At 38.7% G+C, this 24,485-nt stretch carries 19 protein-coding genes and 3 pseudogenes; 14 read left to right on the forward strand and 8 right to left on the reverse strand.

What is annotated here, in order from left to right:
• Window positions 1–4: 4 nt before the first annotated feature.
• From P4S65_RS04435 to dnaA, 8 genes and pseudogenes are all read right to left on the reverse strand, one after another.
• Window positions 5–1,624 carry a KAP family P-loop NTPase fold protein gene (locus P4S65_RS04435; protein ID WP_337119653.1) on the reverse strand — a complete coding sequence of 540 codons (1,620 nt, stop codon included), beginning with the start codon at window positions 1,622–1,624 and terminating at the stop codon, window positions 5–7.
• Between the two features lie 55 nt (window positions 1,625–1,679).
• The gene (locus tag P4S65_RS04440; RefSeq protein ID WP_337119654.1) at window positions 1,680–2,129 is read right to left on the reverse strand and encodes a hypothetical protein; all 450 of its coding nucleotides are present in this window, start codon (window positions 2,127–2,129) and stop codon (window positions 1,680–1,682) included.
• Between the two features lie 74 nt (window positions 2,130–2,203).
• Window positions 2,204–4,273: a glycine--tRNA ligase subunit beta gene (gene glyS, locus P4S65_RS04445; protein ID WP_096792166.1), complete on the reverse strand. Its 2,070-nt coding sequence runs from the start codon at window positions 4,271–4,273 to the stop codon at window positions 2,204–2,206.
• A 2-nt stretch (window positions 4,274–4,275) separates the two neighbouring features.
• A complete protein-coding gene (gene glyQ, locus P4S65_RS04450; protein ID WP_007377648.1) occupies window positions 4,276–5,178 on the reverse strand; it encodes a glycine--tRNA ligase subunit alpha in 903 nt (300 codons plus the stop codon).
• A 141-nt stretch (window positions 5,179–5,319) separates the two neighbouring features.
• A complete protein-coding gene (gyrB, locus tag P4S65_RS04455) occupies window positions 5,320–7,746 on the reverse strand; it encodes a DNA topoisomerase (ATP-hydrolyzing) subunit B (RefSeq protein WP_033040338.1) in 2,427 nt (808 codons plus the stop codon).
• Window positions 7,747–7,758: 12 nt separating this feature from the next.
• Window positions 7,759–8,851, reverse strand: a pseudogene (gene recF / locus P4S65_RS04460) (DNA replication/repair protein RecF).
• Window positions 8,852–8,866: 15 nt separating this feature from the next.
• Window positions 8,867–9,970 (reverse strand): DNA polymerase III subunit beta, encoded by a 1,104-nt coding sequence (dnaN, locus tag P4S65_RS04465; protein ID WP_007377651.1) that lies wholly within the window; start codon window positions 9,968–9,970, stop codon window positions 8,867–8,869.
• 13 nt (window positions 9,971–9,983) lie between these two features.
• Window positions 9,984–11,371 (reverse strand): annotated as a pseudogene (dnaA, locus tag P4S65_RS04470) (chromosomal replication initiator protein DnaA).
• Between the two features lie 517 nt (window positions 11,372–11,888).
• Here dnaA and rpmH point away from each other — a divergent pair.
• The 14 genes and pseudogenes from rpmH (at window position 11,889) to atpF (ending at window position 24,479) form a co-directional block, all read left to right on the forward strand.
• On the forward strand, window positions 11,889–12,023 hold the full coding sequence (gene rpmH / locus P4S65_RS04475; protein ID WP_004335215.1) for a 50S ribosomal protein L34: 135 nt from the start codon (window positions 11,889–11,891) through the stop codon (window positions 12,021–12,023).
• Window positions 12,024–12,030: 7 nt separating this feature from the next.
• The gene (gene rnpA, locus P4S65_RS04480) at window positions 12,031–12,453 is read left to right on the forward strand and encodes a ribonuclease P protein component (RefSeq protein WP_033031124.1); all 423 of its coding nucleotides are present in this window, start codon (window positions 12,031–12,033) and stop codon (window positions 12,451–12,453) included.
• Window positions 12,454–12,582: 129 nt separating this feature from the next.
• Entirely contained in the window at window positions 12,583–12,858 is a 276-nt protein-coding gene (gene yidD, locus P4S65_RS04485) for a membrane protein insertion efficiency factor YidD (protein ID WP_008138026.1), read from the forward strand.
• An 8-nt stretch (window positions 12,859–12,866) separates the two neighbouring features.
• The gene (gene yidC, locus P4S65_RS04490; protein ID WP_337119655.1) at window positions 12,867–14,492 is read left to right on the forward strand and encodes a membrane protein insertase YidC; all 1,626 of its coding nucleotides are present in this window, start codon (window positions 12,867–12,869) and stop codon (window positions 14,490–14,492) included.
• 172 nt (window positions 14,493–14,664) lie between these two features.
• Window positions 14,665–16,029 carry a tRNA uridine-5-carboxymethylaminomethyl(34) synthesis GTPase MnmE gene (mnmE, locus tag P4S65_RS04495; RefSeq protein WP_337119656.1) on the forward strand — a complete coding sequence of 455 codons (1,365 nt, stop codon included), beginning with the start codon at window positions 14,665–14,667 and terminating at the stop codon, window positions 16,027–16,029.
• Between the two features lie 1,105 nt (window positions 16,030–17,134).
• Window positions 17,135–17,584, forward strand: coding sequence for an FMN-binding protein MioC (mioC, locus tag P4S65_RS04500; RefSeq protein ID WP_007377656.1), 450 nt, complete (start codon window positions 17,135–17,137; stop codon window positions 17,582–17,584).
• 427 nt (window positions 17,585–18,011) lie between these two features.
• Window positions 18,012–19,901, forward strand: coding sequence for a tRNA uridine-5-carboxymethylaminomethyl(34) synthesis enzyme MnmG (gene mnmG / locus P4S65_RS04505; protein WP_337119657.1), 1,890 nt, complete (start codon window positions 18,012–18,014; stop codon window positions 19,899–19,901).
• Between the two features lie 15 nt (window positions 19,902–19,916).
• Window positions 19,917–20,537 carry a 16S rRNA (guanine(527)-N(7))-methyltransferase RsmG gene (gene rsmG / locus P4S65_RS04510; RefSeq protein ID WP_007377658.1) on the forward strand — a complete coding sequence of 207 codons (621 nt, stop codon included), beginning with the start codon at window positions 19,917–19,919 and terminating at the stop codon, window positions 20,535–20,537.
• A gap of 14 nt (window positions 20,538–20,551) precedes the next feature.
• Window positions 20,552–21,337, forward strand: a complete 786-nt coding sequence (locus P4S65_RS04515; RefSeq protein WP_007377659.1) for a ParA family protein — start codon at window positions 20,552–20,554, stop codon at window positions 21,335–21,337.
• A gap of 19 nt (window positions 21,338–21,356) precedes the next feature.
• Entirely contained in the window at window positions 21,357–22,283 is a 927-nt protein-coding gene (locus P4S65_RS04520) for a ParB/RepB/Spo0J family partition protein (RefSeq protein ID WP_007377660.1), read from the forward strand.
• Window positions 22,284–22,425: 142 nt separating this feature from the next.
• Window positions 22,426–22,793: pseudogene (locus P4S65_RS04525) on the forward strand (ATP synthase subunit I); the annotation flags it as partial.
• Window positions 22,794–22,819: 26 nt separating this feature from the next.
• Window positions 22,820–23,677, forward strand: coding sequence for a F0F1 ATP synthase subunit A (atpB, locus tag P4S65_RS04530; RefSeq protein WP_024597178.1), 858 nt, complete (start codon window positions 22,820–22,822; stop codon window positions 23,675–23,677).
• Window positions 23,678–23,733: 56 nt separating this feature from the next.
• Complete coding sequence (gene atpE, locus P4S65_RS04535; protein WP_004335261.1) at window positions 23,734–23,967, forward strand: F0F1 ATP synthase subunit C; 234 nt, start codon at window positions 23,734–23,736, stop codon at window positions 23,965–23,967.
• 41 nt (window positions 23,968–24,008) lie between these two features.
• Window positions 24,009–24,479 carry a F0F1 ATP synthase subunit B gene (gene atpF, locus P4S65_RS04540; RefSeq protein ID WP_004335264.1) on the forward strand — a complete coding sequence of 157 codons (471 nt, stop codon included), beginning with the start codon at window positions 24,009–24,011 and terminating at the stop codon, window positions 24,477–24,479.
• The last annotated feature ends 6 nt before the right edge of the window (window positions 24,480–24,485 follow it).

Consider the following 24,485-nt stretch of genomic DNA (forward strand, 5'->3'; position numbering starts at 1 on the left):
GTTATTAATTGTCAGCAAATTTACTTGTTAAGCCAATTAGATTCAAGTAATCATTTGCAGTAAAACTATTTACTCCGGAGAATGTCATGTGAGCTTCTAATAGCTGAGATTCACTGATAACGCCTCTCCCATCATAACCAAACGTATTTAAGTAGTTAGTCTCTTTTATATTGTCACCTCTTTTTAATACATTTTGAAAGCTACGAAGATAAGTAAAAAGATCCATCTTTGAAAACTCTGAAAAATGCTTCATAAGTGTTTGTCGCTCATAGCCATCTGAAATAGGTGACTGTTTGCTCCTGCCTAAGAGCTTGGCAGAGTTGATCATTTCCTTCAAGTATCCAGACAAATTTAACTCTTTAGCTGAAAGCTTTAAGTCAGTAACTTTATTGTTAATAACAAACGGGTTATCTTTGAAGATCAAACACACATAGTCATATTGAGGTTTATTGAACATATATAAGCAAAGTAAGATTAGTAGAACCAGAATATCTACTGTTTTCTCTTCGCCAATTAACTCTATACTTGTAAGTAATCTATCTGCTAATTGTATAGCTGATCTAGGTGCTAAATTTTGCCAATTAGAAATTTCAGCGATAAACGAAGATAGTTGTTTTTTTATATCATCCCCTTGAGATAAAAGCGGAAACAGTAAAATGCTTTTTTGTTCAAGATATTGATTATCTAATACAGTAAAATCGCAGTTTGCTTCTAGTAAACTCGCGGAAATCCCAACATCTAGATGGTATTTTGTATCGAAGAACCTCCTTAAATAATTATCAGCATTAAAGTCATTTCCATACAAAGCTTTTATCGTATGCTGTAACTCTTCCGTATGAGTTGATACTACAATCACTAGCCCTTCAATATCGAAAATATGTTTTATCGCTTCAAGCATTTCTACGGCATAAGTTGGTCGACATCGATCTAACTCATCTATAAATATAAACGCAGGATAACTTCGAGTTATTGCTTGCAAGCCTCCTTTTGGCTTTTCAATCGAGTATTTTACTAACTCTTTAATAGTGTCCTTTAGCTCTTTTACTCCCTTCTTATAGTCACTATGCTCTTTAAACGCTTGCGTAGTCATTGCTTCCATAGCAGCTGACAAATCTAATGGTTTATTGTTTTGTGTTGATGACGAAGTATCTGTGTCAGAGTTTTCGTCTACAAATAGGTCTTCAATATCAAAGCCACCATATCGCTTAACCAATGCTGCTAAAATTTTTGGTAATACAGATATACCTATATTTTCAAAACGCTTTTTCTTTTCTTTACTTAAGTAACTTTGATTAACTGTTTTTAGAAGCTGCTCTTGAATTTCAGCTAGTACAGTAATTATGGGGGAATCCATAAAGTCATTCGACCAAGCATCTATATAAATAACTGGGTGTTCATGCTTTAAATCTTCAGCCCAACGTTTTACAAAGTAAGTTTTACCCGCGCCCCACTCAGCATTAATGTTAATTACGTAAGAAGATTTATTAGTCTTTGTTCTATTTGCGTTTGAGCGACGAACAAGGATTTTAGTCAGCAGTTCTGCATCTTGCTTTCTATTTAGTTGATCAGCAGGATAAGTAATATCATCAATTTTTATTTCTTCGTTCCATTCTTTAGTTTTCATACAACGTCCTTGTCACAAATCCATCAACCCACTAGGGCTATTAAATAGCTAAAAATCACTTCTTCGTTATCGTCACTTGTGGCTTATCGTAGTCACTGTAATCAATACTTACTATGTAGGTGCCTTTTATTGCGGGTGTATAGCTAAAGTAATTATAAATAGTATTACAGTCGGCAAGCGCTGGCTGGCCGAGTGTTAGGCTTTGCCCTGCTGGTTGTGCATCGCTGTAACCACAGTTGTAGCCTTCACTAAAATCGGCATCGGCTATTTTAAATTCGTACACTTTACCAGGGCTAGAAAATTTAACTTGTGCTTGATAAAGCGCTGGACCAACTGGCGAAAACTGATACTGAGGTTCAGCGTCCCAAAGCGTAAAGTCGCCTCTTAGATAAATTGTTTTATCTAGCTCTTGCTGTGGCAATACATCGCTAATCGAAATTTGGCTTGTACAGGCAGTAAGTAAACCAGCAATTGCTAAGGTTAAAATTCGTTTCATAGAAATCATCAATGGGTATCCTTTGCATACAGTGAAAACTAAAAAGCCAGCAAAACGCTGGCTTTTTAAATTGCTAATCGGTGTTATTTTTGTAAAACAGAAATATCTGCAATACCTAAAAACAATCCGCTTAACTGGCTTAAAAGCGCAAGACGATTTTGCTTAACAGCTTCATCGTCGGCCATAACCATTACGTTGTCAAAAAAGTTATCAACACTTTCACGAATACCCGCCAATTGGCTTAATGCCTCTTGGTAGTTTCCATCTGCATAAAGTGGTGCAAGGTCAGTGGTAAATTTTGCTACTTGTGATGCCAATACTTTTTCGGCGTCGTCGCTTAATAAGCTCTCATCAACACTACCTTGGCTGGTAATGTCGTTTTTAGCCAGAATATTACCTACACGCTTATTAGCCGCTGCAAGCGCTTCTGCTGCGTCTAATGTACGGAAGTGGCTTACGGCTTTAACCCGGCGATCAAAATCAACAGGTTTAGTCGGACGACGTGCAAGCACTGCTTGAATTACGTCTACTTCAATACCTTCGTCTTGATACCAAGCACGGAAGCGCCCTAGCATAAATTCAAATACGTCAGTTGATACATTTAAGTTAGTTAACTTGTCGCCAAACAATGTTTGCGATTTAGCGACTAGGTCTAAAATATCAAGTGGTAGTTCTTTTTCTACCATGATGCGCAGTGCACCAATAGCAGCACGACGAAGAGCAAATGGGTCTTTGTCACCTTTAGGTGCTTGGCCTATACCAAAAATACCCACCAGCGTGTCAAACTTATCAGCAATCGCTACTGCACAGCTAATTAAGTTTGTAGGTAAGTTATCCCCTGCAAATCGTGGCATGTACTGCTCGTTTTGCGCTACGGCTACATCTTCGGCTTCACCATCGTGGCGAGCGTAATGCATTCCCATTACACCTTGTACGTCGGTAAATTCCATTACCATTTCAGTCATTAGATCTGTTTTACTTAATAAGCCTGCACGCTGCGCTAACACTTTATCAGCACCTAATTGCTCAGCAATGTAACCCGCAAGTTCACTAATACGCTCAGACTTATCTTTAAGCGTACCAAGTTGCTTTTGGAACAATACGCTATCAAGCGATTCTAATCGGCTTTCTAGGGTTTTCTTTTTATCTGTTTCAAAGAAGAACTGTGCATCGGCTAAACGCGGGCGCACTACTTTTTCGTTACCAGAAATAACCACACTTGGATCTTTACTTTCGATGTTAGATACAAACAAAAACTTATTTAAAAGTTTGCCGTTTTGATCTAATAACGGGAAGTATTTTTGATCGTCTTTCATGGTGTAAATTAACGCTTCGGCCGGTACATCTAAAAATGCTTCTTCAAATGTTGCCGTTAAAGTCACTGGCCACTCTACAAGTGATGTTACTTCTTCTAGTAAATCTTCATCCATTGCAACAACAGCGTTAACTGCGCTTGCAGCCTCTTCTATTTGTGCACGAATTTGCGCTTTACGTTGTTCGTAATCAGCAATAACGTAAGCAGATTTAAGTACGTCAAAAACGTCGTCCGCATGGTTTATGCTAATTTTTTCTGGGTGGTGAAAGCGATGACCCTGAAGCTGGTTAGTTATTTTCTTACCAAGAATTTCGCCTTCAAGTAGCTCATCACCAAACAAAATAGTTACTGTGTGCACTGGTCGAATAAATTGTGTTTTATTCGCGCCCCAACGCATTGGTTTAGGAATCGGTAGTTTAGCCAATGCTTTAGTAATTGCACCTGTCATTAGCGTTTTAGTTTCTTGCCCTGCTACTTTAGCAATGTGCAATAACCAAGCGCCTTTGTCAGTTTCGAGTGTTTGTGCATCTTTTACTTCAATACCACAACCACGTGCCCAACCCATTGCTGCTTTTGTTGGGTTACCGTCACCGTCAAATGCGGCTTTAGTTGCTGGACCACGCTTTTCAACTTCTTTGTCTTGTTGCTTAGCTTCAAGCGCTTTTACTTGTAAACCTAAACGACGAGGCGATGCATACCAGCTTACGCCTTGGTGTGCTAATTCTAGTGTTTCTAGCTCTGCAGTTAAGTTTGCAGCAAAGGCTTCTGCTAATTTACGCAGTGCTTTTGGTGGCAACTCTTCTGTGCCAATTTCTACTAATAAATTTTGTGCTGACATACTTACTTATCCTTACACAGCGGGAAACCAAGCGCTTCGCGTTTGTCATAGTAACTTTGTGCACACGCTTTTGATAACGCACGAACGCGTAAAATATAACGTTGGCGTTCGGTTACCGAAATTGCGTGGCGTGCGTCTAGTAAGTTAAATGCATGCGATGCTTTCATTACTTGCTCGTAAGCAGGTAGTGGTAAGTTTGCTTCAATTAACTTTTGGCTCTCTGCTTCACATTTATCAAACTGAGCAAATAAGTCTTCTACGTTTGCGTGTTCAAAATTGTAAGTAGACTGCTCTACTTCATTTTGATGGAACACGTCGCCGTAGGTTACGCGCCCTAGTGGACCGTCTGCCCATACTAAGTCGTAAATACTATCTACGCCTTGAATGTACATTGCCAAACGCTCTAGGCCGTAAGTGATCTCACCCGTTACAGGTGAACACTCAATACCACCAACTTGTTGAAAGTAGGTAAACTGCGTTACTTCCATGCCGTTTAACCAAATTTCCCAACCTAGGCCCCACGCACCTAACGTAGGTGATTCCCAGTTATCTTCTACAAAGCGAACTTCGTGAGTTAGTGTATCGATACCCATAGCCGCTAACGAGCCTAAGTAAAGCTCTTGGATGTTATCTGGTGATGGCTTTAAAACCACCTGAAATTGGTAATAGTGTTGCAAGCGATTTGGGTTTTCACCGTAGCGGCCATCCGTAGGACGACGACACGGTTGAACGTAAGCACTCGACATTGGTTCTGGACCAATAGACTTTAAAAATGTTTGCGGGTGAAATGTCCCGGCGCCCACTTCCATATCAAGTGGTTGAATAATGACACAGCCTTGCTGCGCCCAATAATCCTGTAAAGCCAGGATCAAACCTTGAAAGGTTTTTACGTCATATTTTTGCATATTTGGCTTTTTACTATCTAAGAAGTAGCGTGAAAATTACCTTTAGTATACCGTGTGTACACTCAGGTTTTAAGCAGTTTGTGTAATTGAAGAAAATAAAAAAGGAGCCATCAGGCTCCTTTTTTGGTGTAAATATTCTTTTTATACGTCTAAGTTAACTACGCGCAATGCGTTAGTTTCAATAAACTCACGACGAGGCTCTACTTGGTCACCCATTAAGGTAGCAAATAATTGATCCGCGCCTACGGCATCTTCGATCGTCACTTGTAACATACGACGAGCACTAGGATCCATTGTGGTTTCCCAAAGCTGGCTTGGGTTCATTTCGCCCAATCCTTTATAACGCTGAATATATAGACCACGTTTAGATTCTGCTATCAACCATTCTAAAGCATCCACAAAGTTATCAACAGGAAGTGTTTTCTCTCCACGTTGAATATAAGCGCCTTCTGTAATGATATTTGCGATGTTAACACCAGTCACAGCAATACGTTGGTAATCGCGTGAGGTAATAAAGTCATAGCTCAACACATGCGATTTATCAACACCATGCTGACGAATATTCACAACCGGATAATATAAATTACGCTCTGTATCATGCTCTGTTGCAGCATTAAAAATAGTCGCATCTTCATCTCGTGCTATTAGGTCGTCTACTAGCTCTTTAGTCCACTCAATTACTTTAGCTTCATCTGAAAGGTCTTCTTTTTTCAGTTCGCTTTGATAAATTAAACGCTCCATTACCGTACTTGGGTATTTACGTTTTAAGCGTTCGATTACTTTAACTGTGTTTTGGTAATCATGAACTATTGTCTCTAGTGCTTCACCTTCAAGCGCCGACGCATCTGCACTTGTATATAAAGCCGCATTATTAAGCGCAAGCGATGTTAAGTATTCAACTAATGCTGGATCATCTTTAATATAACGCTCTTGCTTACCCTTTTTCACTTTGTAAAGTGGTGGCTGAGCAATATAAATATAGCCGCGTTCTACAATTTCAGGCATTTGACGATAGAAGAATGTTAGTAGTAACGTACGAATGTGAGAACCATCCACGTCCGCATCGGTCATGATAATGATACGATGGTAACGTAATTTTTCAGGGTTATATTCGTCACGTCCAATACCACAACCTAATGCAGTAATTAGCGTTGCTACTTCTTGCGAAGATAACATCTTGTCAAAACGTGCTTTTTCTACGTTTAAGATTTTACCCTTAAGCGGAAGAATAGCTTGGTTTTTACGGTTACGTCCCTGCTTGGCTGATCCGCCAGCAGAGTCCCCTTCCACTATATATAGTTCAGATTGGGCTGGGTCTTTTTCTTGGCAATCAGCTAGCTTACCCGGCAAGCCTGCTAAGTCCATTGCACCTTTACGTCGTGTCATTTCACGGGCTTTACGCGCCGCTTCACGTGCACGAGATGCATCAATGATTTTACCAACAACAATTTTGGCATCTACTGGGTTTTCTAATAAAAACTCAGTGAACTTTTCAGCCATTGCTTGCTCAACCGCAGATTTAACTTCGCTTGAAACGAGCTTATCTTTTGTTTGCGATGAGAACTTAGGATCAGGAACTTTAACACTAACAACAGCCGTTAAACCTTCGCGAGCATCATCACCGGTCGCATTACTGGTTGTTTTAGCTTTTTTGTTAAAGCCTTCTTTTTCCATGTAGTTGTTAAGCGTACGTGTTAGCGCAGATCTAAAACCGGCTAAATGAGTACCACCATCACGTTGTGGAATATTATTTGTAAAACAGTAAATGTTTTCTTGGTATGCATCATTCCACTGCATTGATACTTCAACGCTAATACCATCTTCTTCACGTTCATGAGTAAAATGGAATACACCTTTATGTATAGGTGTTTTATTACGGTTTAAGTATTCTACGAAAGCTTGAATACCGCCTTCGTATTTAAAGTGGTCAGATTTATTTTCTTCACGTTCATCATTTAAAATGATGCTCACACCTGAATTTAGGAATGAAAGCTCGCGTAAACGCTTAGCTAAAATTTCGTAATGAAAATCTAAATTTGTGAATGTTTCACCACTTGGCCAAAAACGCAGTTCTGTACCAGTCGTTTCTGAGTCACCAATAACAGCTAAAGGTGCATCGGGAACGCCCATAGTGTAAAACTGCTCGTGTAGTTTACCTTCACGGCGAACGGTAAGTTTTAGTTTTTCTGAAAGTGCATTTACAACAGAAACACCAACACCGTGTAAGCCACCTGATACTTTATAAGAGTTATCATCAAACTTACCACCGGCATGAAGTACCGTCATAATAACTTCGGCTGCTGATACGCCTTCTTCTTCATGGATAGAAGTTGGGATACCACGGCCGTTATCTCGTACTGAGACAGAACCGTCTAAGTGAATAGTTACATAAATATCATCACAATGACCTGCTAGGGCTTCATCGATAGAGTTATCAACGACCTCAAACACCATGTGGTGTAAGCCTGTGCCATCATCGGTGTCCCCAATATACATTCCAGGACGCTTTCTTACTGCGTCTAATCCTTTAAGTACTTTAATACTCGACGAGTCATAATTCTCAGACATGGTTAATCCCACTTATCTTGTTATTAGGTTGCCATGTTTCACGTGGAACATTTGTAGTTCTCGTTGCATGGGTTCCACCACAGCAGAAATACTTTCAGATAAAATTGAAGAGATAAAAATTTGAGAACTGCAGTGAGCAAGTAATTGTCCCACTTTCTCTTTTGTATCTTCGCCTAACTCTGAAGGTAGATCATCTATTAGCAATATAGATTGCTTATCTGTCTCTGACTCAATTAAGCTATTTTGCGTAACTTTTAACGCATATAGTAATAACTTCAATTGACCGCGTGAGAATGTATTCTCCACACTGTTGCCAGCGACACTAAAACTAAAGTCGGCCTTATGAGGCCCTTTACTTGTAAACCCTTGGCGAGCATCTCGCTCAAAGTTTTGCTCTAACGCATCTGCAAGAGATTCAGTCTCTTTCCAACCTGCATTAAAGGTCATTTCTAAATCGCGTACAAGCGTTAATTCTGCACACATTTTATCAAAAAACTGCTGCTTAAACCTACTTATATACGCCAATCTTAATTTATTTATTTCTTCAGCCAGTCTAACAAATTCTTTGTCCCAAAACTTAATTTGGTCAAAATAATTCTTTGGCTTAGTTTTTAACAACGCATTACGCTGTTTAAGTACTTTATTAAACGATTGCCACAAAAAAGAACTCATGTTCCACGTGGAACAAACCTAAATCTAAAAACTTTCTGCGCTCTTTTGGCCCGCCAAAAAATAAAGAATAGCTCTCTGGTGTAATAATTTGTACCGGCATAAGTTGAGCAAGTTCTGATATTTTACGGCTCGCCTTACCTTGAATTTTTAAATTAGTTTCACCCGTTTTGGTTTTACTAATACCAATTGGAATAGATAAGTCGTGTATTGTTTTGCGCCCGTGAATTACAAACTGCTCTTGCTGATGCGCGATAATACTTTTGTGTTTTGGAGTACGAAAAGATTTGCCGTGAGAAAGGTAATAAATAGCCTCTAAAAGGCTGGTTTTTCCGCTGCCATTTTCACCATATATTATATTAACGCCGTTAACTGGTTCTAGCGTCAGCGCCTCAATATTACGAAAATATTTGAGGCTCAAATGACTTAAGCTCATTGTGTATTTATAGTCTTATAAACGCATAGGCATAACAACGTACATTGCTTCTTCATCGCCTGCACCTTCAATTAATGCACTGCTGTTTGAGTCGGCTAATGTAAATAGTACGTCTTCTGTTTTCAATGTGTTTAGTACATCTAATACGTAAGACACGTTAAAGCCTATTTCTAGATCCGCGCCTTGGTAACTTACTTCAACAACCTCTTCCGCTTGTTCTTGCTCTGGATTATTAGCCGTAATTTTTAATAAACCGTTTGATAAGTTTAAGCGTACACCACGAAACTTTTCATTAGATAAAATAGACACACGTTGAAATGCATTACGTAACCATTCACGGTTAGCTGTAATAACTTTGTCGCCACCACGCGGTAATACACGACGGTAATCTGGAAAACGTCCATCAACTAGCTTACTTGTAAATGTAAACTCTAAATCGATAATACGGATATGATTAGCGCCAAACTGAATTGTTACTAACTCGTCATCAGCGACCATAAGGCGCATTATTTCTTGCACACCTTTACGAGGTATTATTAATTGACGCTGAGTATTAAGCGATTGCGTTAGCTGTTTTTGCGCAATCGCTAAACGGTGGCCATCTGTTGCGACTGTTTTTATATCAGTATTATCTACTTCAAACGACATACCATTTAAATAATAACGTACGTCTTGATTCGCCATCGAGAAATGCGTGCTTTCGAGTAACTTACGAAGCTCTAAACGAGTTAGTTGAAATTCAACCTCTCCGTCCCACTCTTCTAGATTAGGAAAATCATCAGCAGATAATGTCGTTAATGAAAAACGGCTTTTACCACTGGTTAAAAGTAATTGATGCTCTTGCAAGCTTAAAGTAATGTCTGAACCGTCTGGTAGACTTTTACAAATATCGAGTAACTTTTTAGCGGGTAACGTTAGTTTTGTATCGGCAATATCGTCACCTACAAATACGCCAGAAACTAATTCAATTTCAAGGTCTGTACCTGTCATTGAAAGTTGTCCGTTTTCTACCACTAACAAAACGTTAGATAAAATTGGTAGTGTGTGTTTGCGCTCTATTGCACCTGACACTTGCACCAATGGCTTTAAAAATTGTTGTCTTGATATTGTTATTTGCATAATAAAGTCAGCCCTAAGATGACAATGTTCTTATTAAGTTTTGATAATCTTCTTTAATTTCGTGGCTTTCGTCACGTAGTGATTTTATCTTACGACATGCGTGCAATACGGTCGTATGATCGCGTCCACCAAATGCGTCACCAATCTCAGGTAAGCTGTGATTAGTTAATTCTTTAGATAATGCCATAGCAACTTGGCGAGGCCTTGCTATAGAGCGACTGCGGCGCTTAGACAACAGATCTGATACACGAATTCGATAGTACTCTGCTACGGTGCGCTGAATATTATCAATCGTAACCAGTTTGTCTTGCAAAGCAAGTAAATCGCGCAGTGCTTCTTTTACAAAATCGATCGAAATTGGACGACCGGTAAAGTTAGCATTGGCGATTACACGGTTAAGTGCACCTTCTAATTCACGCACATTTGAGCGTAACTTTTTAGCAATAAAAAAGCAACTTCGTGTGGTAAATTAATTTTACTTTGCTGTGCTTTTTTCATCAAAATAGCAACGCGTGTTTCAAGCTCTGGTGGCTCAATCGCGATAGTTAAACCCCAACCAAAACGTGATTTAAGGCGGTCTTCAACGCCTTCAATCTCTTTAGGATAACGGTCAGAGGTTAAAATAATTTGTTGGTTACCTTCAAGCAATGCATTAAAGGTATGGAAGAACTCTTCTTGGGAGCGCTCTTTGTTAGCAAAAAATTGAATGTCATCAATCATTAATGCATCAACACTGCGATAATAACGTTTGAACTCTTCAATTGCGTTATTTTGTAGTGCTTTTACCATGTCTTGAACAAAGCGTTCTGAATGCATATAAACAATTTTAGCGTCTGGCTTATTTGCCATAATGCCATTACCTACTGCATGTAATAAGTGAGTTTTACCTAAACCAGTACCACCGTATATAAATACAGGGTTAAAAGCAGAACCAGGATTGTCGGCAACCTGTGTGGCCGCAGCTTTTGCTAATTGGTTTGATTTACCTTCAACAAAGCTATCAAAGGTATAGTTCTCTTTAATATTAGATTTGTAACCTGACTTAGGTGCAGGCTCAACCACCGGCTTTTGCTCACGAGGTTGCTGTTTTGTTGAAGCGTGTGCGCTTGGCGCAGATTGTGTTTCTGCAACCGGTGCAGCTTGAGCGTTTAATAAAGGTTTACTTCCTACATCAAAACGCAGCTCTGGTGCTTCAACACCACAAATTTCTACTAATAGTTCGTTAATTCTATTGAGGTACTTTTCTCTCACCCAATCAAGCACAAAGCGATTAGGTGCATAAATCGTCAAGGTATCTTCGGTACTTTCTGCTTGAAGTGGTCTTACCCACATACTGAACTGCTGCGAAGGCAATTCATCTTGCAATACATATAAACAACTTTGCCAAACCGACAGATACACAGTTAAACTCCCAGAGATATAATTTTTATTCCCGCACATCATTAATGATTAAAAATCATGCATTTATTGCGTCAAAATAGCCAAATAAGTGGCCCAAGGCCGCGTATTATGAAGACACTTTATCCACAAGTAAAAGATTGATTTTTATAAAATTGTTGATATCGCTGTATAAAAACATTAACAGACTGATTTAAATAAGCTTTTATTTCAAAGCCTGATGACAGATCATAACAAAATAACACTAAGATCGCGAACCAATTTTACGATCCATTTTACTTTTCCCCTGCTTTTATTCACTTTTTATACAGGGGCTGTGGAAAACTTCTTATTTATGATGATCCTAGTGGATCATAATTCTCGATCACCATGAATAGAGTAACTAACACTTAGTATAGGCTGTAATTATGATTGACTTTGAGTCACTTCATCTATAATATCTCGCGCTCGCAATGGCACCTATGCCAGGATCGCGACCTGTATAGGATGTTTTAACTTTAACCGATCGGATGAGATTGTTATGAAAAGAACTTTTCAACCTAGCGTTTTAAAACGCAAACGTGCACACGGCTTCCGTGCTCGCATGGCAACTGTAAATGGCCGTAAAGTATTAGCACGTCGCCGCGCTAAAGGCCGCAAAGTTCTTTCTGCTTAATTTATAAGTGGAAGACTTTAGCTTTGGCAGGGAGTTACGTCTGTTAACTCCCTCGCATTACTCTCGCATATTTAATGAACCCGCTCGGGCTGCAACTCCTTTCTTTACTCTATTAGCTAAACCAAATAACCAAGATAAACCTAGGTTAGGGCTTACTGTTGCTAAAAAACGTGTAAAAAAGGCATGCCAACGAAACCGTATTAAACGTCTCGCTCGCGAAAGTTTTCGTTTAAATCAACACAGCATCGATAATATTGATATTGTGCTTATGGTTAAAAATGGTATTGATGAGCAGTCTAATGAAGAAATAACCAAACAACTTACTAAATTATGGCGAAAAATTAACGAACGCTGTAAACCAGGTGCACCTAAACCGCCACCTTTTAAGAAACGCCCAAACAAATCAGCTAAATCTAATAAACAAACCTAATTGCAATAGAATTGCAGGGTTAATTAATGTATCTTTAGCTCACCTTTTAATCATGCATTTAAAATTTCTAATTGAGTCTTTAAATACATGATATCTATCTCACTAAACTTAAGTAGGGGCATAAACATCATGAGGTTACTTAAACCACTTGTTGCTTTACCAACTTTTTGTTTAGTGTTATTTATCCGCGGTTATCAAAAGTGGATTAGCCCGCTGTTAGGTCCGCATTGTCGTTTTAATCCAACCTGTTCTAGTTATGCTATTCAAGCAATTAAATTGCATGGATCGGTAAAAGGTAGTTGGTTAGCTTTGAAACGCATATTAAAATGCCATCCTTTACATTCAGGCGGAGACGACCCCGTCCCTGAAAAATTAACCCATATTAACCACCAACACGAGAAATAAGAGCTGTTATGGAATCGCAACGCACGTTTTTATTAATTGGCCTAATGCTAGTGTCGTTTTTATTGTTCCAAGAATGGGACAATGATTACAACAAGCCTAAAGTCGATCCAAGTGCCACAACACAAACACTAAAAGCAAATTCACCAGAGTCGGATGATTATATTCCTTCATCGTCAGATTCAGAATTACCTACTTCAGCAACTTTAGCTAAACGTTCAGTTATTGAAATCACAACTGACGTTTTTAAAGTTAAAATTGACACCAAAGGCGGTGACATTGTTGAAGCAGACCTTCTTCAATACGAAGACACCAAAGGAAGTAACACTCCTTTTATGTTGCTTGGTGAGTTTGATGGCAAACAATACTTTTCACAAAGTGGCTTAATTGGCTTAAATGGCCCTGACGCATCAGCTAACGGTCGCCCTACTTACAATACCGAACAAAAGTCATATACCTTAACGGGTGATGAGCTTCGCGTTCCACTTCAGTTTACAGATCGTAATGGTGTTAGTTTTACTAAAACGTATGTATTCAAAAAAGGTCAGTATGACGTAGGCTTAGAATACAAAATTAACAACACCACCAGCGCACCGCTTCAAGTACAGCTATACACGCAGATTAAGCGTACAGTACAAGAAAAAGGCAGCATGGTTGATCAAAACTATTTAGGTGCTGCATACGGTACTGACGAAGAACCATACGAAAAGTATAGTTTTTCAGATATGGCTGATAAAAACCTAAACAAAAACACCCAAGGTGGTTATGTTGCCTTTATTCAACATTACTTTGTAAGTGCTTGGGTTCCAATGCAGGATCAATCAAATACAATTTATAGCTTAATTACAAAAAGTAATGCCGCTATTATTGGTGCTAAAGATGAAGCTGTTAATATTCAAGCTGGTAGTGAGCAAAAACTAACTGCTATTTATTATATGGGCCCGAAAGAATCGGATATTCTTGAAGCGATTCACCCAGACCTAGACTTAACTGTAGATTACGGTTGGCTATGGTTTATTTCGCAACCTTTATTTGTATTGCTAAAATGGCTACATAGCATTTTAGGTAACTGGGGTGTAGCAATTATTGCCATCACTATTATCGTTAAATCGTTAATGTACCCACTTACTAAAGCGCAATACACTTCAATGGCAAAAATGCGTGCCCTACAGCCTAAAATGGCAGCTCTTAAAGAAAAGTTTGGTGACGACCGTCAAAAGTTCGGCCAAGCAACTATGGAAATGTACAAAAAAGAAAAAGTTAACCCAATGGGTGGCTGTTTCCCTATTTTGCTACAAATGCCAATTTTCTTAGCCTTGTTCTACGTATTCTTAGAGTCAACTGAACTTCGCCACGCTGAATTCATTTTTTGGTTAACTGACCTTTCTGCGAAAGACCCATACTACGTATTACCAATATTATTTGGTGCGAGTATGTTTGTGACGCAAAAGCTACAACCTATGACGGTTACTGATCCAATGCAGCAAAAAATGATGACCTTTATGCCGGTTATCTTCTCTGTATTTTTCTTATGGTTCCCATCGGGTTTAGTTCTTTACTGGTTAGTGTCTAACCTTATTTCTATTGTCCAGATGTTAATCATCTACCGTGGCATGGAAAAAAAGGAATTAAAGTAAGAGGCTAGCGCCTATACCCAAGCCACATCGAGATGGTTTGGGTATATTACTTATATAAAGGCGACTTAGGTCGCCTTTTTTATTGCCTGTTTTTCACCAGAGTATTCGCGAGTGTTTATTTCATAGGTTACAATACCGCCATAAAGTTACTCATCGTTGGCAAATTAATAGCATGATCAATCAAGATACAATTGCAGCACAAGCAACCGCTCCCGGACGTGGTGGCGTTGGTATAATTCGCGTTTCAGGCAGCCTTGCTAAAAGCGTTGCCGAAAAAGTGGTAGGTAAAATTCCTAAAGTTCGCTACGCCGATTACGTGCCATTTAAAAGCCTAGCTGGCGAACAACTTGATCAAGGTATTGCCATTTACTTTGCAGGCCCTAACTCATTTACAGGCGAAGATGTGCTTGAGCTACAAGGCCATGGTGGTCCTGTAGTACTTGATATGTTACTCAAAGAAATTAGTAAAATAGACGGGGTTCGTTTAGCAAAGCCAGGTGAGTTTTCTGAGCGTGCATTTATGAATGACAAGCTTGATTTAACACAAGCAGAAGCCATCGCCGACTTAATTAATGCTACGAGCGAGCAAGCAGCTAAAAGCGCCTTACAGTCTCTCCAAGGTGAATTTTCTAAGCACATAGAAACACTCGTAGAAAAAGTAATTCACTTACGTATGTATGTAGAAGCGGCAATAGACTTTCCTGATGAAGAAATTGATTTTTTATCAGACGGTAAAGTGTCAGGCGACTTAGACGCCATTATTACCCAGCTTAATACTGTAACTAATCAAGCCAAGCAAGGCAGCATAATGCGCGAAGGTATGCGTGTTGTTATTGCTGGTCGCCCAAATGCGGGTAAATCAAGCCTACTCAACGCTCTAGCTGGTCGTGAAGCCGCAATAGTAACAGAAATAGCCGGTACCACTCGCGACGTACTAAGAGAGCATATACATATAGATGGTATGCCACTGCATATTATAGATACCGCAGGCCTGCGCGAAAGCCCAGACAGAGTAGAACAAATAGGCATTGAGCGTGCATGGGATGAAATAAACCAAGCCGATCGCGTTTTATTTATGCTTGATGGCACTGACACTATAGATACTGACCCGCATAAAATTTGGCCTGAGTTTATGGCAAAATTACCAGAAGGTATGGGCGTGACAGTCATCAGAAATAAGGCCGATTTATCGGGTGATATAGTAGGAATGGAGCAAGAGCAACAATACCCGGTCATCAGCTTAAGTGCCAAAAATGCTGACGGTATTGAACTTGTTCGCGAGCATTTAAAAGCCTGTATAGGCTTTCAAGGTGCAACTGAAGGTGGCTTTATGGCGCGCCGTCGTCATTTGGATGCACTGGAAAGTGCGGCCCATCATTTAGATATCGGTAAAACACAATTAGAAATGCACATTGCCGGTGAAATACTGGCTGAAGAACTGCGTTTAACACAGCAGTATTTGAATGAAATAACCGGTGAATTTACCTCTGACGATTTACTAGGAAAGATATTTAGCTCGTTTTGTATTGGTAAATAAACACCTTATTACAAGCATATTCTTATAATAAAGAGCACTCAGGTGCTCTTTTTCATATAAAAAATTAGGCTTTAAAATATGCTATTTATACGTCTAATACCTGAGAGTTACAGTCGATAAATCATATTCAAAGCTACCTTTGTTACGTGCTAAGAGAGGTCTGATTACTTAGATTAAACAATGTGGAATATACTCTTTAGCGGCATTAATAGCGTAAATTACCCCTATTATTAATACAAAACCGATACATTTTTCAAACAATAACACACTTTTAAAGCGTTATACTTCATACAAAAATTAGTTATAAATGGCTTTCTTATACTTACTTTAGCCCACAAAAATGCACTAAAACACACCTCATACACGCAAAGAATGATGCTTTTTGCTCAATTAAAGAGCTAAAAACACTGATTATTACTCTAAAAAACTTACTTTTGATAACATATAATTTGATAATCATTGTGATTTTTAAATAAAATAACTCAACTGTTAAGTATTAAAAAGTTTTGATCTGCTAACTCAACCAGCAAAATTAAAAAAAATAGCAGCTCTAAATTCGCATAAAATTAAAAATACCGAGATCACTTATCCACAATACCTAATTTTCAGCTCAAACAAATACCAAAAACAGGTAAACAAGCTGAAAAAACCTCACTATTTATTAATATTTATCCGTTTATGAGCTTATTTTTAATTAATTTCATTAGATCTGCTTTATTAGATCATTTTAAAAATTTATTTTAGATCTAAATTTGAGGTTATCAACAGGCTTTATATCCACATTATGATCAACATCTACTTTTAATATATAAATTACTATTTCAACTTTTTACTGATTAGAAATATCAATAACTTAGCGGATATAAAACAACCTAATAAGCCTACTTAAGCAGAGCTTTCCCCACTGTTATCAACAACTTGATCAGAAGATTACATTTAAAGATAATTTGTTAAACCCTATATTATCAACAACTTAATGAAGTATTTTTGAATGAGTGTAAAATTGCTGCAAAAATAGTTATACAAAATGGCACTCTTAACTTTACTGTTACCCTCACTCAGTTATCATAGCCAGCAATTAAAACAAATGTGATCACTAATATTCATGAGTTCAGTAAATCTTATTGTTGGCAGCCAAATGGGATCAGCCGAGTATGTTGCAGAGCAACTAAGCGACGCGCTAAATAACCTTGGTATTACTACACAACTACATGATCAACCTGAATTTAGCGATATTGATCAGCAAAATACCATTTGGTTAATTTGCACATCTACTTATGGCGCAGGTGATTACCCTGAAAACTTTATTAGCTTTGTTGAAGATGTGACTCAAGCTAATGATTTATCTCAATTAAAATACTCAGTAATCGCTTTAGGTGATACCAGTTATGACACTTACAACCAAGCTGGACGTAATATAGATGCCTTATTAGCTCAAAAAGGCGCTATAAAAGTAGCAGAACGCTTAGAGCTTAATATTCTCGATGAAGCACTACCAGAGGACACCGCATTAGCATGGTTAGACTCTTGGATAACCAAAACAGGCTTAAAATAGAGAGATCAAGTAAAAATTACATATAATGTTACCCACAATTTACTAATAATTTAATAGATTTTGTGGATAAAGATTGAATAAACTGCTTTTTAAAGCATGCTTATCCATGGGATAAGATCTAACTGATTCAGCCCTGTGCATAAAGTGCCTTTTTGATCAGAGCTTATTTGCGGGATGATCCGATCATATTAACACCTTTAGATCTGATCTAATTTGATGTTTTTAATGAAGATCTAAACCTTATCAACAGAAAAGTCGATCCGTAGTAGTAATAGTAATAAAAGATCTCTTTAAAAGATCCTTTATATTATTAGAGATCACATACTTAGATCTTGCCCACTGTTTAATCATTTATCTTCTGCCAATTTCTAGGTAGAATACGCTCCCTTTTGAAGTTTACCGGTTTGATTTAAGTAGGATCCCATTAATGATTTTTCACGAAAATTTTGACGTTATCGTAGTAGGTGGTGGACATGCTGGCACTGAAGCCGCATTAGTAGCTGCCCGTATGGGGATGAATACCCTGCTACTGACTCACAATATGGATACCCTTGGTCAAATGTCTTGTAACCCAGCAATTGGTGGGATAGGCAAAGGTCATTTGGTAAAAGAAATTGACGCGCTTGGTGGTGCAATGGCACAGGCCATTGATAAAGGCGGGATCCAATTTCGTACACTAAATTCTTCAAAAGGACCTGCTGTTCGTGCAACTCGAGCACAAGCAGATCGCGCCTTGTACAAAGCGGCTATTCAAACAACATTACAAAATCAAGATAATCTTAAAATTTTTCAACAATCGTGTGATGATCTTATTGTTGAAAACGATCGTGTTACTGGCGTAGTAACTCAAATGGGTTTGCGTTTTAGTGCACCAAGTGTTGTTTTAACCGTGGGTACTTTTTTAGGTGGCTTAATCCATATAGGGTTAGAAAATTACAAAGGCGGCCGTGCAGGCGATCCTCCTTCAATCGCTTTAGCTGATCGCTTACGTGAACATCCATTTAGAGTTGATCGTTTAAAAACAGGTACACCGCCACGTATTGATGCACGTACTGTTGATTTTACAAAAATGGAAGCACAGCCTGGTGATACACCAACACCTGTGTTTTCGTTTATGGGTAAACAATCAGATCACCCACAACAGATACCGTGTTACATCACTTACACAAACGAAAAAACACATGATGTTATTCGTAAAAACCTACATCGCTCACCTATGTACTCAGGTGTTATTGAAGGTATTGGTCCTCGCTACTGCCCTTCAATTGAAGATAAAATTGTTCGTTTTGCAGATAAAGATAAACATCAAATATTTGTTGAGCCTGAAGGTTTAACATCATACGAATTATATCCAAATGGTATTTCGACTAGTTTACCGTTTGATGTACAACTTGAGATTGTGCAATCTATTTCTGGTTTTGAAAATGCACATATTTGTCGACCAGGTTATGCAATAGAATATGACTACTTTGATCCACGTGATTTAAAACAGTCTTTAGAAACTAAATTTATTGAAGGCTTATTTTTCGCGGGTCAAATTAACGGTACTACCGGCTATGAAGAAGCAGGTGCACAAGGCTTAATTGCAGGTATGAATGCTGCGCTAAAAGTGCAAGGCAAAGATTCTTGGACACCACGTCGTGATGAAGCTTATGTTGGTGTATTAATCGATGACTTAGCAACACTGGGTACAAAAGAACCCTACCGTATGTTTACCAGCCGTGCTGAATATCGTTTATTACTTCGTGAAGATAATGCTGATATTCGTTTAACTGAAAAAGGCCGTGAGCTTGGTTTGGTTAATGACGAACGCTGGCAGGCATTTAACGAAAAAATGGAAGTAATCGAAAAAGAGAAACAACGCATTAAAGATACATGGATCCACAAAGATCATGCCGTTGTAGATCAAGTAAACGCATTACTTAAAACCCCGCTTACGCGTGAAGCAAGCTTGGAAGAATTACTTCGCCGTCCGGAGATACGTTACAACGATCTGATGGCTATTGACGGATTGGGATCTGAATTCACAAATAAAGCAGCACTCGAGCAAGTTGAGATCCATACTAAGTACGCAGGTTATATTGCGCGCCAACAAGATGAAATCAATAAGCAGCTTCGTCATGAGCAAACAATTTTACCAAAAGAGTTTGATTACAAAACCGTATCTGGTTTATCAAATGAGGTAGTTGCTAAGCTTATTGAGTCACGTCCTGACACGATTGGTCAAGCATCGCGTATTTCTGGTATCACCCCTGCGGCGATTTCGCTATTATTGGTGTATCTGAAGAAGCAAGGCTTATTACGCAAATCTGCGTAACGATAAGGGTACATAGTGTTACAGCAACAATTAACTACATTGTTAGCGCAAACTGATATTGCGCTAACAGAAAAACAACAGCAACAGCTAGTCCGTTACGTTGAGTTATTAAATAAGTGGAATAAAGCTTATAACTTAACTTCAGTACGTTTACCTGAAGAAATGATGATTAAGCATATTATGGACAGTTTAGTTGTTGCGCCTCATTTACCCGGACATCATTATATTGATGTAGGTACAGGGCCTGGCTTACCGGGTATCGTGTTGGCAATTGCATTACCAAATACACATTTTGTGCTATTAGATAGTTTAGGTAAACGTGTGCGATTTTTAATGCATGTTAAACATGAACTAGGTCTTGATAATGTAACCCCTGTGCAGTCTAGAGTTGAAGAATATCAACCAAGTGTTAAATTAGACGGCGTACTTAGTCGCGCATTTGCTTCATTACAAGATATGGTTGACTGGTGTTCGCACTTAATTGATCATTCGGGCAAATTTATAGCACTTAAAGGCGTGTTCCCTAGCGAAGAGCTAGAGTCATTACCTGCAGGCGTCAAGTTTGAGCAAAAAATTGCATTAGAAGTGCCTAAGTTAGATGCACAACGACATTTAATTATTCTTTCTAAAGACTAGGGATCAGAGACACTGTGGCAAAAGTCATCGCATTAGCAAATCAAAAAGGTGGAGTGGGTAAAACTACAACCGCTGTTAATCTCGCTGCATCTATGGCTGCAACGAAACGTAAAGTGCTGTTAATTGATCTCGATCCGCAAGGTAATGCGACTATGGGGAGTGGCGTAGATAAGTACGGCGATGTGCCAACTATTTACGACTTACTTATTGAAGATAAACCTATAGAAGACGTTATCATCAAAGAAACGTCAGGCGAATACCATATGATTGCTGCAAACGGTGATGTAACCGCTGCAGAAGTTAAACTCATGGAATTATTTGCCCGTGAGGTGCGTTTACGTAACGCGCTTGAAAAAATTCAGGACCAGTACGAATTTATTTTTATAGACTGTCCGCCTTCTTTAAATATGTTAACTGTTAATGCTATGGCTGCGGCTGATTCTATTTTGGTACCAATGCAGTGTGAGTATTATGCACTTGAAGGGTTAACCGCATTAATGGATACGATTACGCAGCTTGCTAGATTAGTGAATCCGAGTTTACAAATTGAAGGCATACTTCGTACTATGTATGACCCGCGTAACCGTTTGGCAAATGATGTATCAGAACAATTAAAACAACATTTTGGCGATAAAGTATACCGTACGGTGATCCCACGTAATGTTCGCTTAGCCGAAGCACCTAGTTTTGGTGCTCCAGCTATGTATTATGACCGGGCATCAAGTGGCGCTAAAGCGTATTTAGCACTCGCTGGTGAAATGTTACGCAGAAAAGAAAAAACAGCGTCCGTTGTCGCCTAACTTTGAGGTAAAAAATAACATGTCTGCTAAAAAACGAGGTTTAGGCCGAGGACTCGATGCACTTTTAAGTTCGTCAAAGCCTGCACCGAGCGCAAGCAAGGAACAAGACACATCAAACGTGACTGAAGCTGTAAAAAATGCAGCTGGGCCAAATAACAGTGAATTACAAAAACTTCCAATAGAGTTTTTACACTCTGGTAAATACCAACCTCGTAAAGACATGTCTGAAGAGGCGCTAGAAGAGCTTGCTAGTTCTATTCGCTCACAAGGTATTATTCAACCTATTGTTGTGCGCCCTATTGCACATAATAGCTTTGAAATTATCGCCGGTGAGCGTCGTTGGCGCGCAGCGCAAATAGCTAAGCTTGAAACAGTACCTTGTATTATTAAAGATGTACCCGATGAAGCTGCCGTTGCGATTGCGCTGATAGAAAATATTCAGCGTGAAGATTTAAATGCCATGGAAGAAGCGGTTGCACTTAATCGTTTACTAATAGAATTTGAATTAACACATCAACAAGTAGCTGATGCGGTAGGTAAATCACGTACGACTGTAACTAATTTACTGCGTTTAAATAACTTAAATAACGATGTGAAGATTTTGTTAGAGCATGGCGATATTGAAATGGGCCATGCTCGTTGCCTGTTAGCCCTTGAAGGCGAAGCGCAGTCTGATGCTGCTCGTTTAGCTGTCGCTAAAGCACTAACAGTTCGAGAAACCGAAAAGTTAGTTCGCTCAATTTTAGAACCAGTGCCAGCTAAAGAAATAACCGAAAAAGATCCAGATGTTAAGCAATTAGAACAACAACTTGCTGAAAACCTAGGTGCCAAAGTTGAAATAAATTACAATAAAAAAGGCAAAGGTAAGCTTGTTATTTCTTATACTAATTTGGATGAACTTGACGGTATTTTAAATCGCATTAATCAAGACAATACCCACCATTAGTTTTCTACATGTCTAAAAAGAGACATTTGTAGCTATTTCGTGTTACAAACCGTCTACTCAAGTTGCAAAACTGGCAGGATTAAGTATAATTTCGCCAGTTTTCACACCCTAACAATTAGAACGCAATAAAGGTTAACTAAACGTGACTGATAAGTTAGCGAGTCCATATAGACTTGCCGTATTAAAGTTAATTTGCCTTCAGGGTGTTGTAGCATTAGTTGCTGCTGTAATTATTTTTTTAGTTCGGGAGCCAATGCTTCGCTTTCATCACTCGCTGGTGGATTTGTCGCAGTACTTCCGCACTTTGTATTTGCACTTTATGCATTTAGGTATATGGGTGCAAGTCGAGCAAATCAAGCGTATGCCTCGTTAAAACGCGGCAACGGATTAAAATTTATGCTAACAATTGTATTGTTTGCGCTAGTACTGAAGCATTTTCCGGTAATTTTATTACCCTTTTTTAGTACTTATATACTGGCGCTCTTTACTGGATTGTTCGCACCCGTTTTTTTAAACATTAACTTTTGGGATATAACATGGCAGCAGAAGAAGTTACTCTATCTGGCCATATCCAGCACCATTTGACCAATGCTAAGATGTGCTCGACCGATACAGGTCTCGCCTTCAATAAAGCATGTACGGACAGTGGATTCTGGACATGGCATATAGATACCCTCGCATGGTCTATCGGTTTAGGTCTTATATTTTTATGGATCTTTCGTAGTGCCGCTAAAAAATCAACACTAGGTGTACCTGGAAAATTTCAATGTTTCATTGAAATGGTAGTAGAGTTTGTTGGTGACAACGTACGTGATACTTTCCATGGTAAAAGCAAGCTTATTGCACCATTAGCATTAACAATATTCGTTTGGATATTTTTAATGAACTTAATGGATTTAATACCGGTTGACTTTTTACCTGCATTAGCTGGTTTTGTTGGTGAAACTGCGTTTGGTATGGATTCACACGATGTGTACATGAAAATTGTACCAACGACTGACATTAATATGACTGCGGCGCTAGCGCTTGGCGTATTTATTTTAATGATAGGCTACTCAATTAAAATAAAAGGCATCGGTGGTTTTATTAAAGAACTAACACTTCACCCGTTTAGTTCAAATAATACTGCACTACAAATCCTTTTAATCCCGTTTAACTTATTACTTGAACTGATTGCGCTGGTTTCTAAACCGTTTTCATTAGCGCTACGTTTGTTTGGTAACTTATATGCAGGTGAATTGATTTTCATCTTGATCGGCGCTATCGGATTTATGCAATTACCATTGCATTTTGTTTGGGCTGTATTCCACATCTTAGTAATTGTATTGCAAGCATTCGTATTTATGATGCTAACAATCGTATACCTAAGTATGGCAAGCTCAGATAATCACTAATTTTTATAACCTTTAATATTTAACTTTAATTTACAATTGAAACTTTGGAGAAAAAAATGGAACTAGTATTAGGTCTTAAGTATATCGCAGTAGCTTTACTAATCGGCTTTGGTGCAATCGGCACAGCAATCGGTTTTGGTAACATGGGCGGTAAATTCCTTGAAGCATGTGCGCGTCAACCTGAGCTTGCACCATCGCTACAAGTTAAGATGTTTATTCTTGCTGGTCTAATCGATGCTGTAGCAATGATTGGTGTTGGTATCGCTATGGTATTGTTGTTCGTACTTTAATTTTATTTTTTGAACAGCTTACTATTTAAGGAGGAGCGGTTGTGAATTTAAACGCCACTCTTATCGGTGAATTGATTGCGTTTACGGTGTTCGTATTATTTTGTATGAAATACGTATGGCCACCACTAAACGGTGCAATTGAAGCTCGCCAGAAAAAAATCGAAGATGGTTTAGCTGCCTCTGATAGAGCCGAAAAAGACTTAGAACTTGCGCAAAAGAAAGCTGCTGAACAGCTTAAAGATGCAAAAGCTCAAGCGGCTGATATCATTGATCAAGCTAAAAAGCGTGCAGTGCTAATTGTTGACGAAGAAACACTTCGTGGTCAGCAAGAGCGTGAAAGTATCATTGCTCAAGGGCACTCTGAAGTTGAGTCTGAACGTAATCGCATAACAGAAGAGCTACGTAAGCAAGTAGCAACACTGGCAGTGATTGGTGCAGAACGTATTTTAGAGCGTGAAATTAATCAAGCCGCACATAGTGACATCGTTGAAAAACTTGTCGCTGAGCTGTAATTAGGA

Origin of the sequence: Pseudoalteromonas sp. B131b (assembly GCF_037162545.1) — a bacterium.
Lineage (GTDB): Bacteria > Pseudomonadota > Gammaproteobacteria > Enterobacterales > Alteromonadaceae > Pseudoalteromonas > Pseudoalteromonas fuliginea.

Bases quoted from the DNA above. Each gene is read 5' to 3' on its own strand.
- P4S65_RS04435 (WP_337119653.1), bottom strand. From the start codon at position 1,624: ATGAAAACTAAAGAATGGAACGAAGAAATAAAAATTGATGATATTACT.
- P4S65_RS04440 (WP_337119654.1), bottom strand. From the start codon at position 2,129: ATGATTTCTATGAAACGAATTTTAACCTTAGCAATTGCTGGTTTACTT.
- glyS (WP_096792166.1), bottom strand. From the start codon at position 4,273: ATGTCAGCACAAAATTTATTAGTAGAAATTGGCACAGAAGAGTTGCCA.
- glyQ (WP_007377648.1), bottom strand. From the start codon at position 5,178: ATGCAAAAATATGACGTAAAAACCTTTCAAGGTTTGATCCTGGCTTTA.
- gyrB (WP_033040338.1), bottom strand. From the start codon at position 7,746: ATGTCTGAGAATTATGACTCGTCGAGTATTAAAGTACTTAAAGGATTA.
- dnaN (WP_007377651.1), bottom strand. From the start codon at position 9,970: ATGCAAATAACAATATCAAGACAACAATTTTTAAAGCCATTGGTGCAA.
- rpmH (WP_004335215.1), top strand. From the start codon at position 11,889: ATGAAAAGAACTTTTCAACCTAGCGTTTTAAAACGCAAACGTGCACAC.
- yidD (WP_008138026.1), top strand. From the start codon at position 12,583: ATGAGGTTACTTAAACCACTTGTTGCTTTACCAACTTTTTGTTTAGTG.
- yidC (WP_337119655.1), top strand. From the start codon at position 12,867: ATGGAATCGCAACGCACGTTTTTATTAATTGGCCTAATGCTAGTGTCG.
- mnmE (WP_337119656.1), top strand. From the start codon at position 14,665: ATGATCAATCAAGATACAATTGCAGCACAAGCAACCGCTCCCGGACGT.
- mioC (WP_007377656.1), top strand. From the start codon at position 17,135: ATGAGTTCAGTAAATCTTATTGTTGGCAGCCAAATGGGATCAGCCGAG.
- mnmG (WP_337119657.1), top strand. From the start codon at position 18,012: ATGATTTTTCACGAAAATTTTGACGTTATCGTAGTAGGTGGTGGACAT.
- P4S65_RS04520 (WP_007377660.1), top strand. From the start codon at position 21,357: ATGTCTGCTAAAAAACGAGGTTTAGGCCGAGGACTCGATGCACTTTTA.
- atpB (WP_024597178.1), top strand. From the start codon at position 22,820: ATGGCAGCAGAAGAAGTTACTCTATCTGGCCATATCCAGCACCATTTG.
- atpE (WP_004335261.1), top strand. From the start codon at position 23,734: ATGGAACTAGTATTAGGTCTTAAGTATATCGCAGTAGCTTTACTAATC.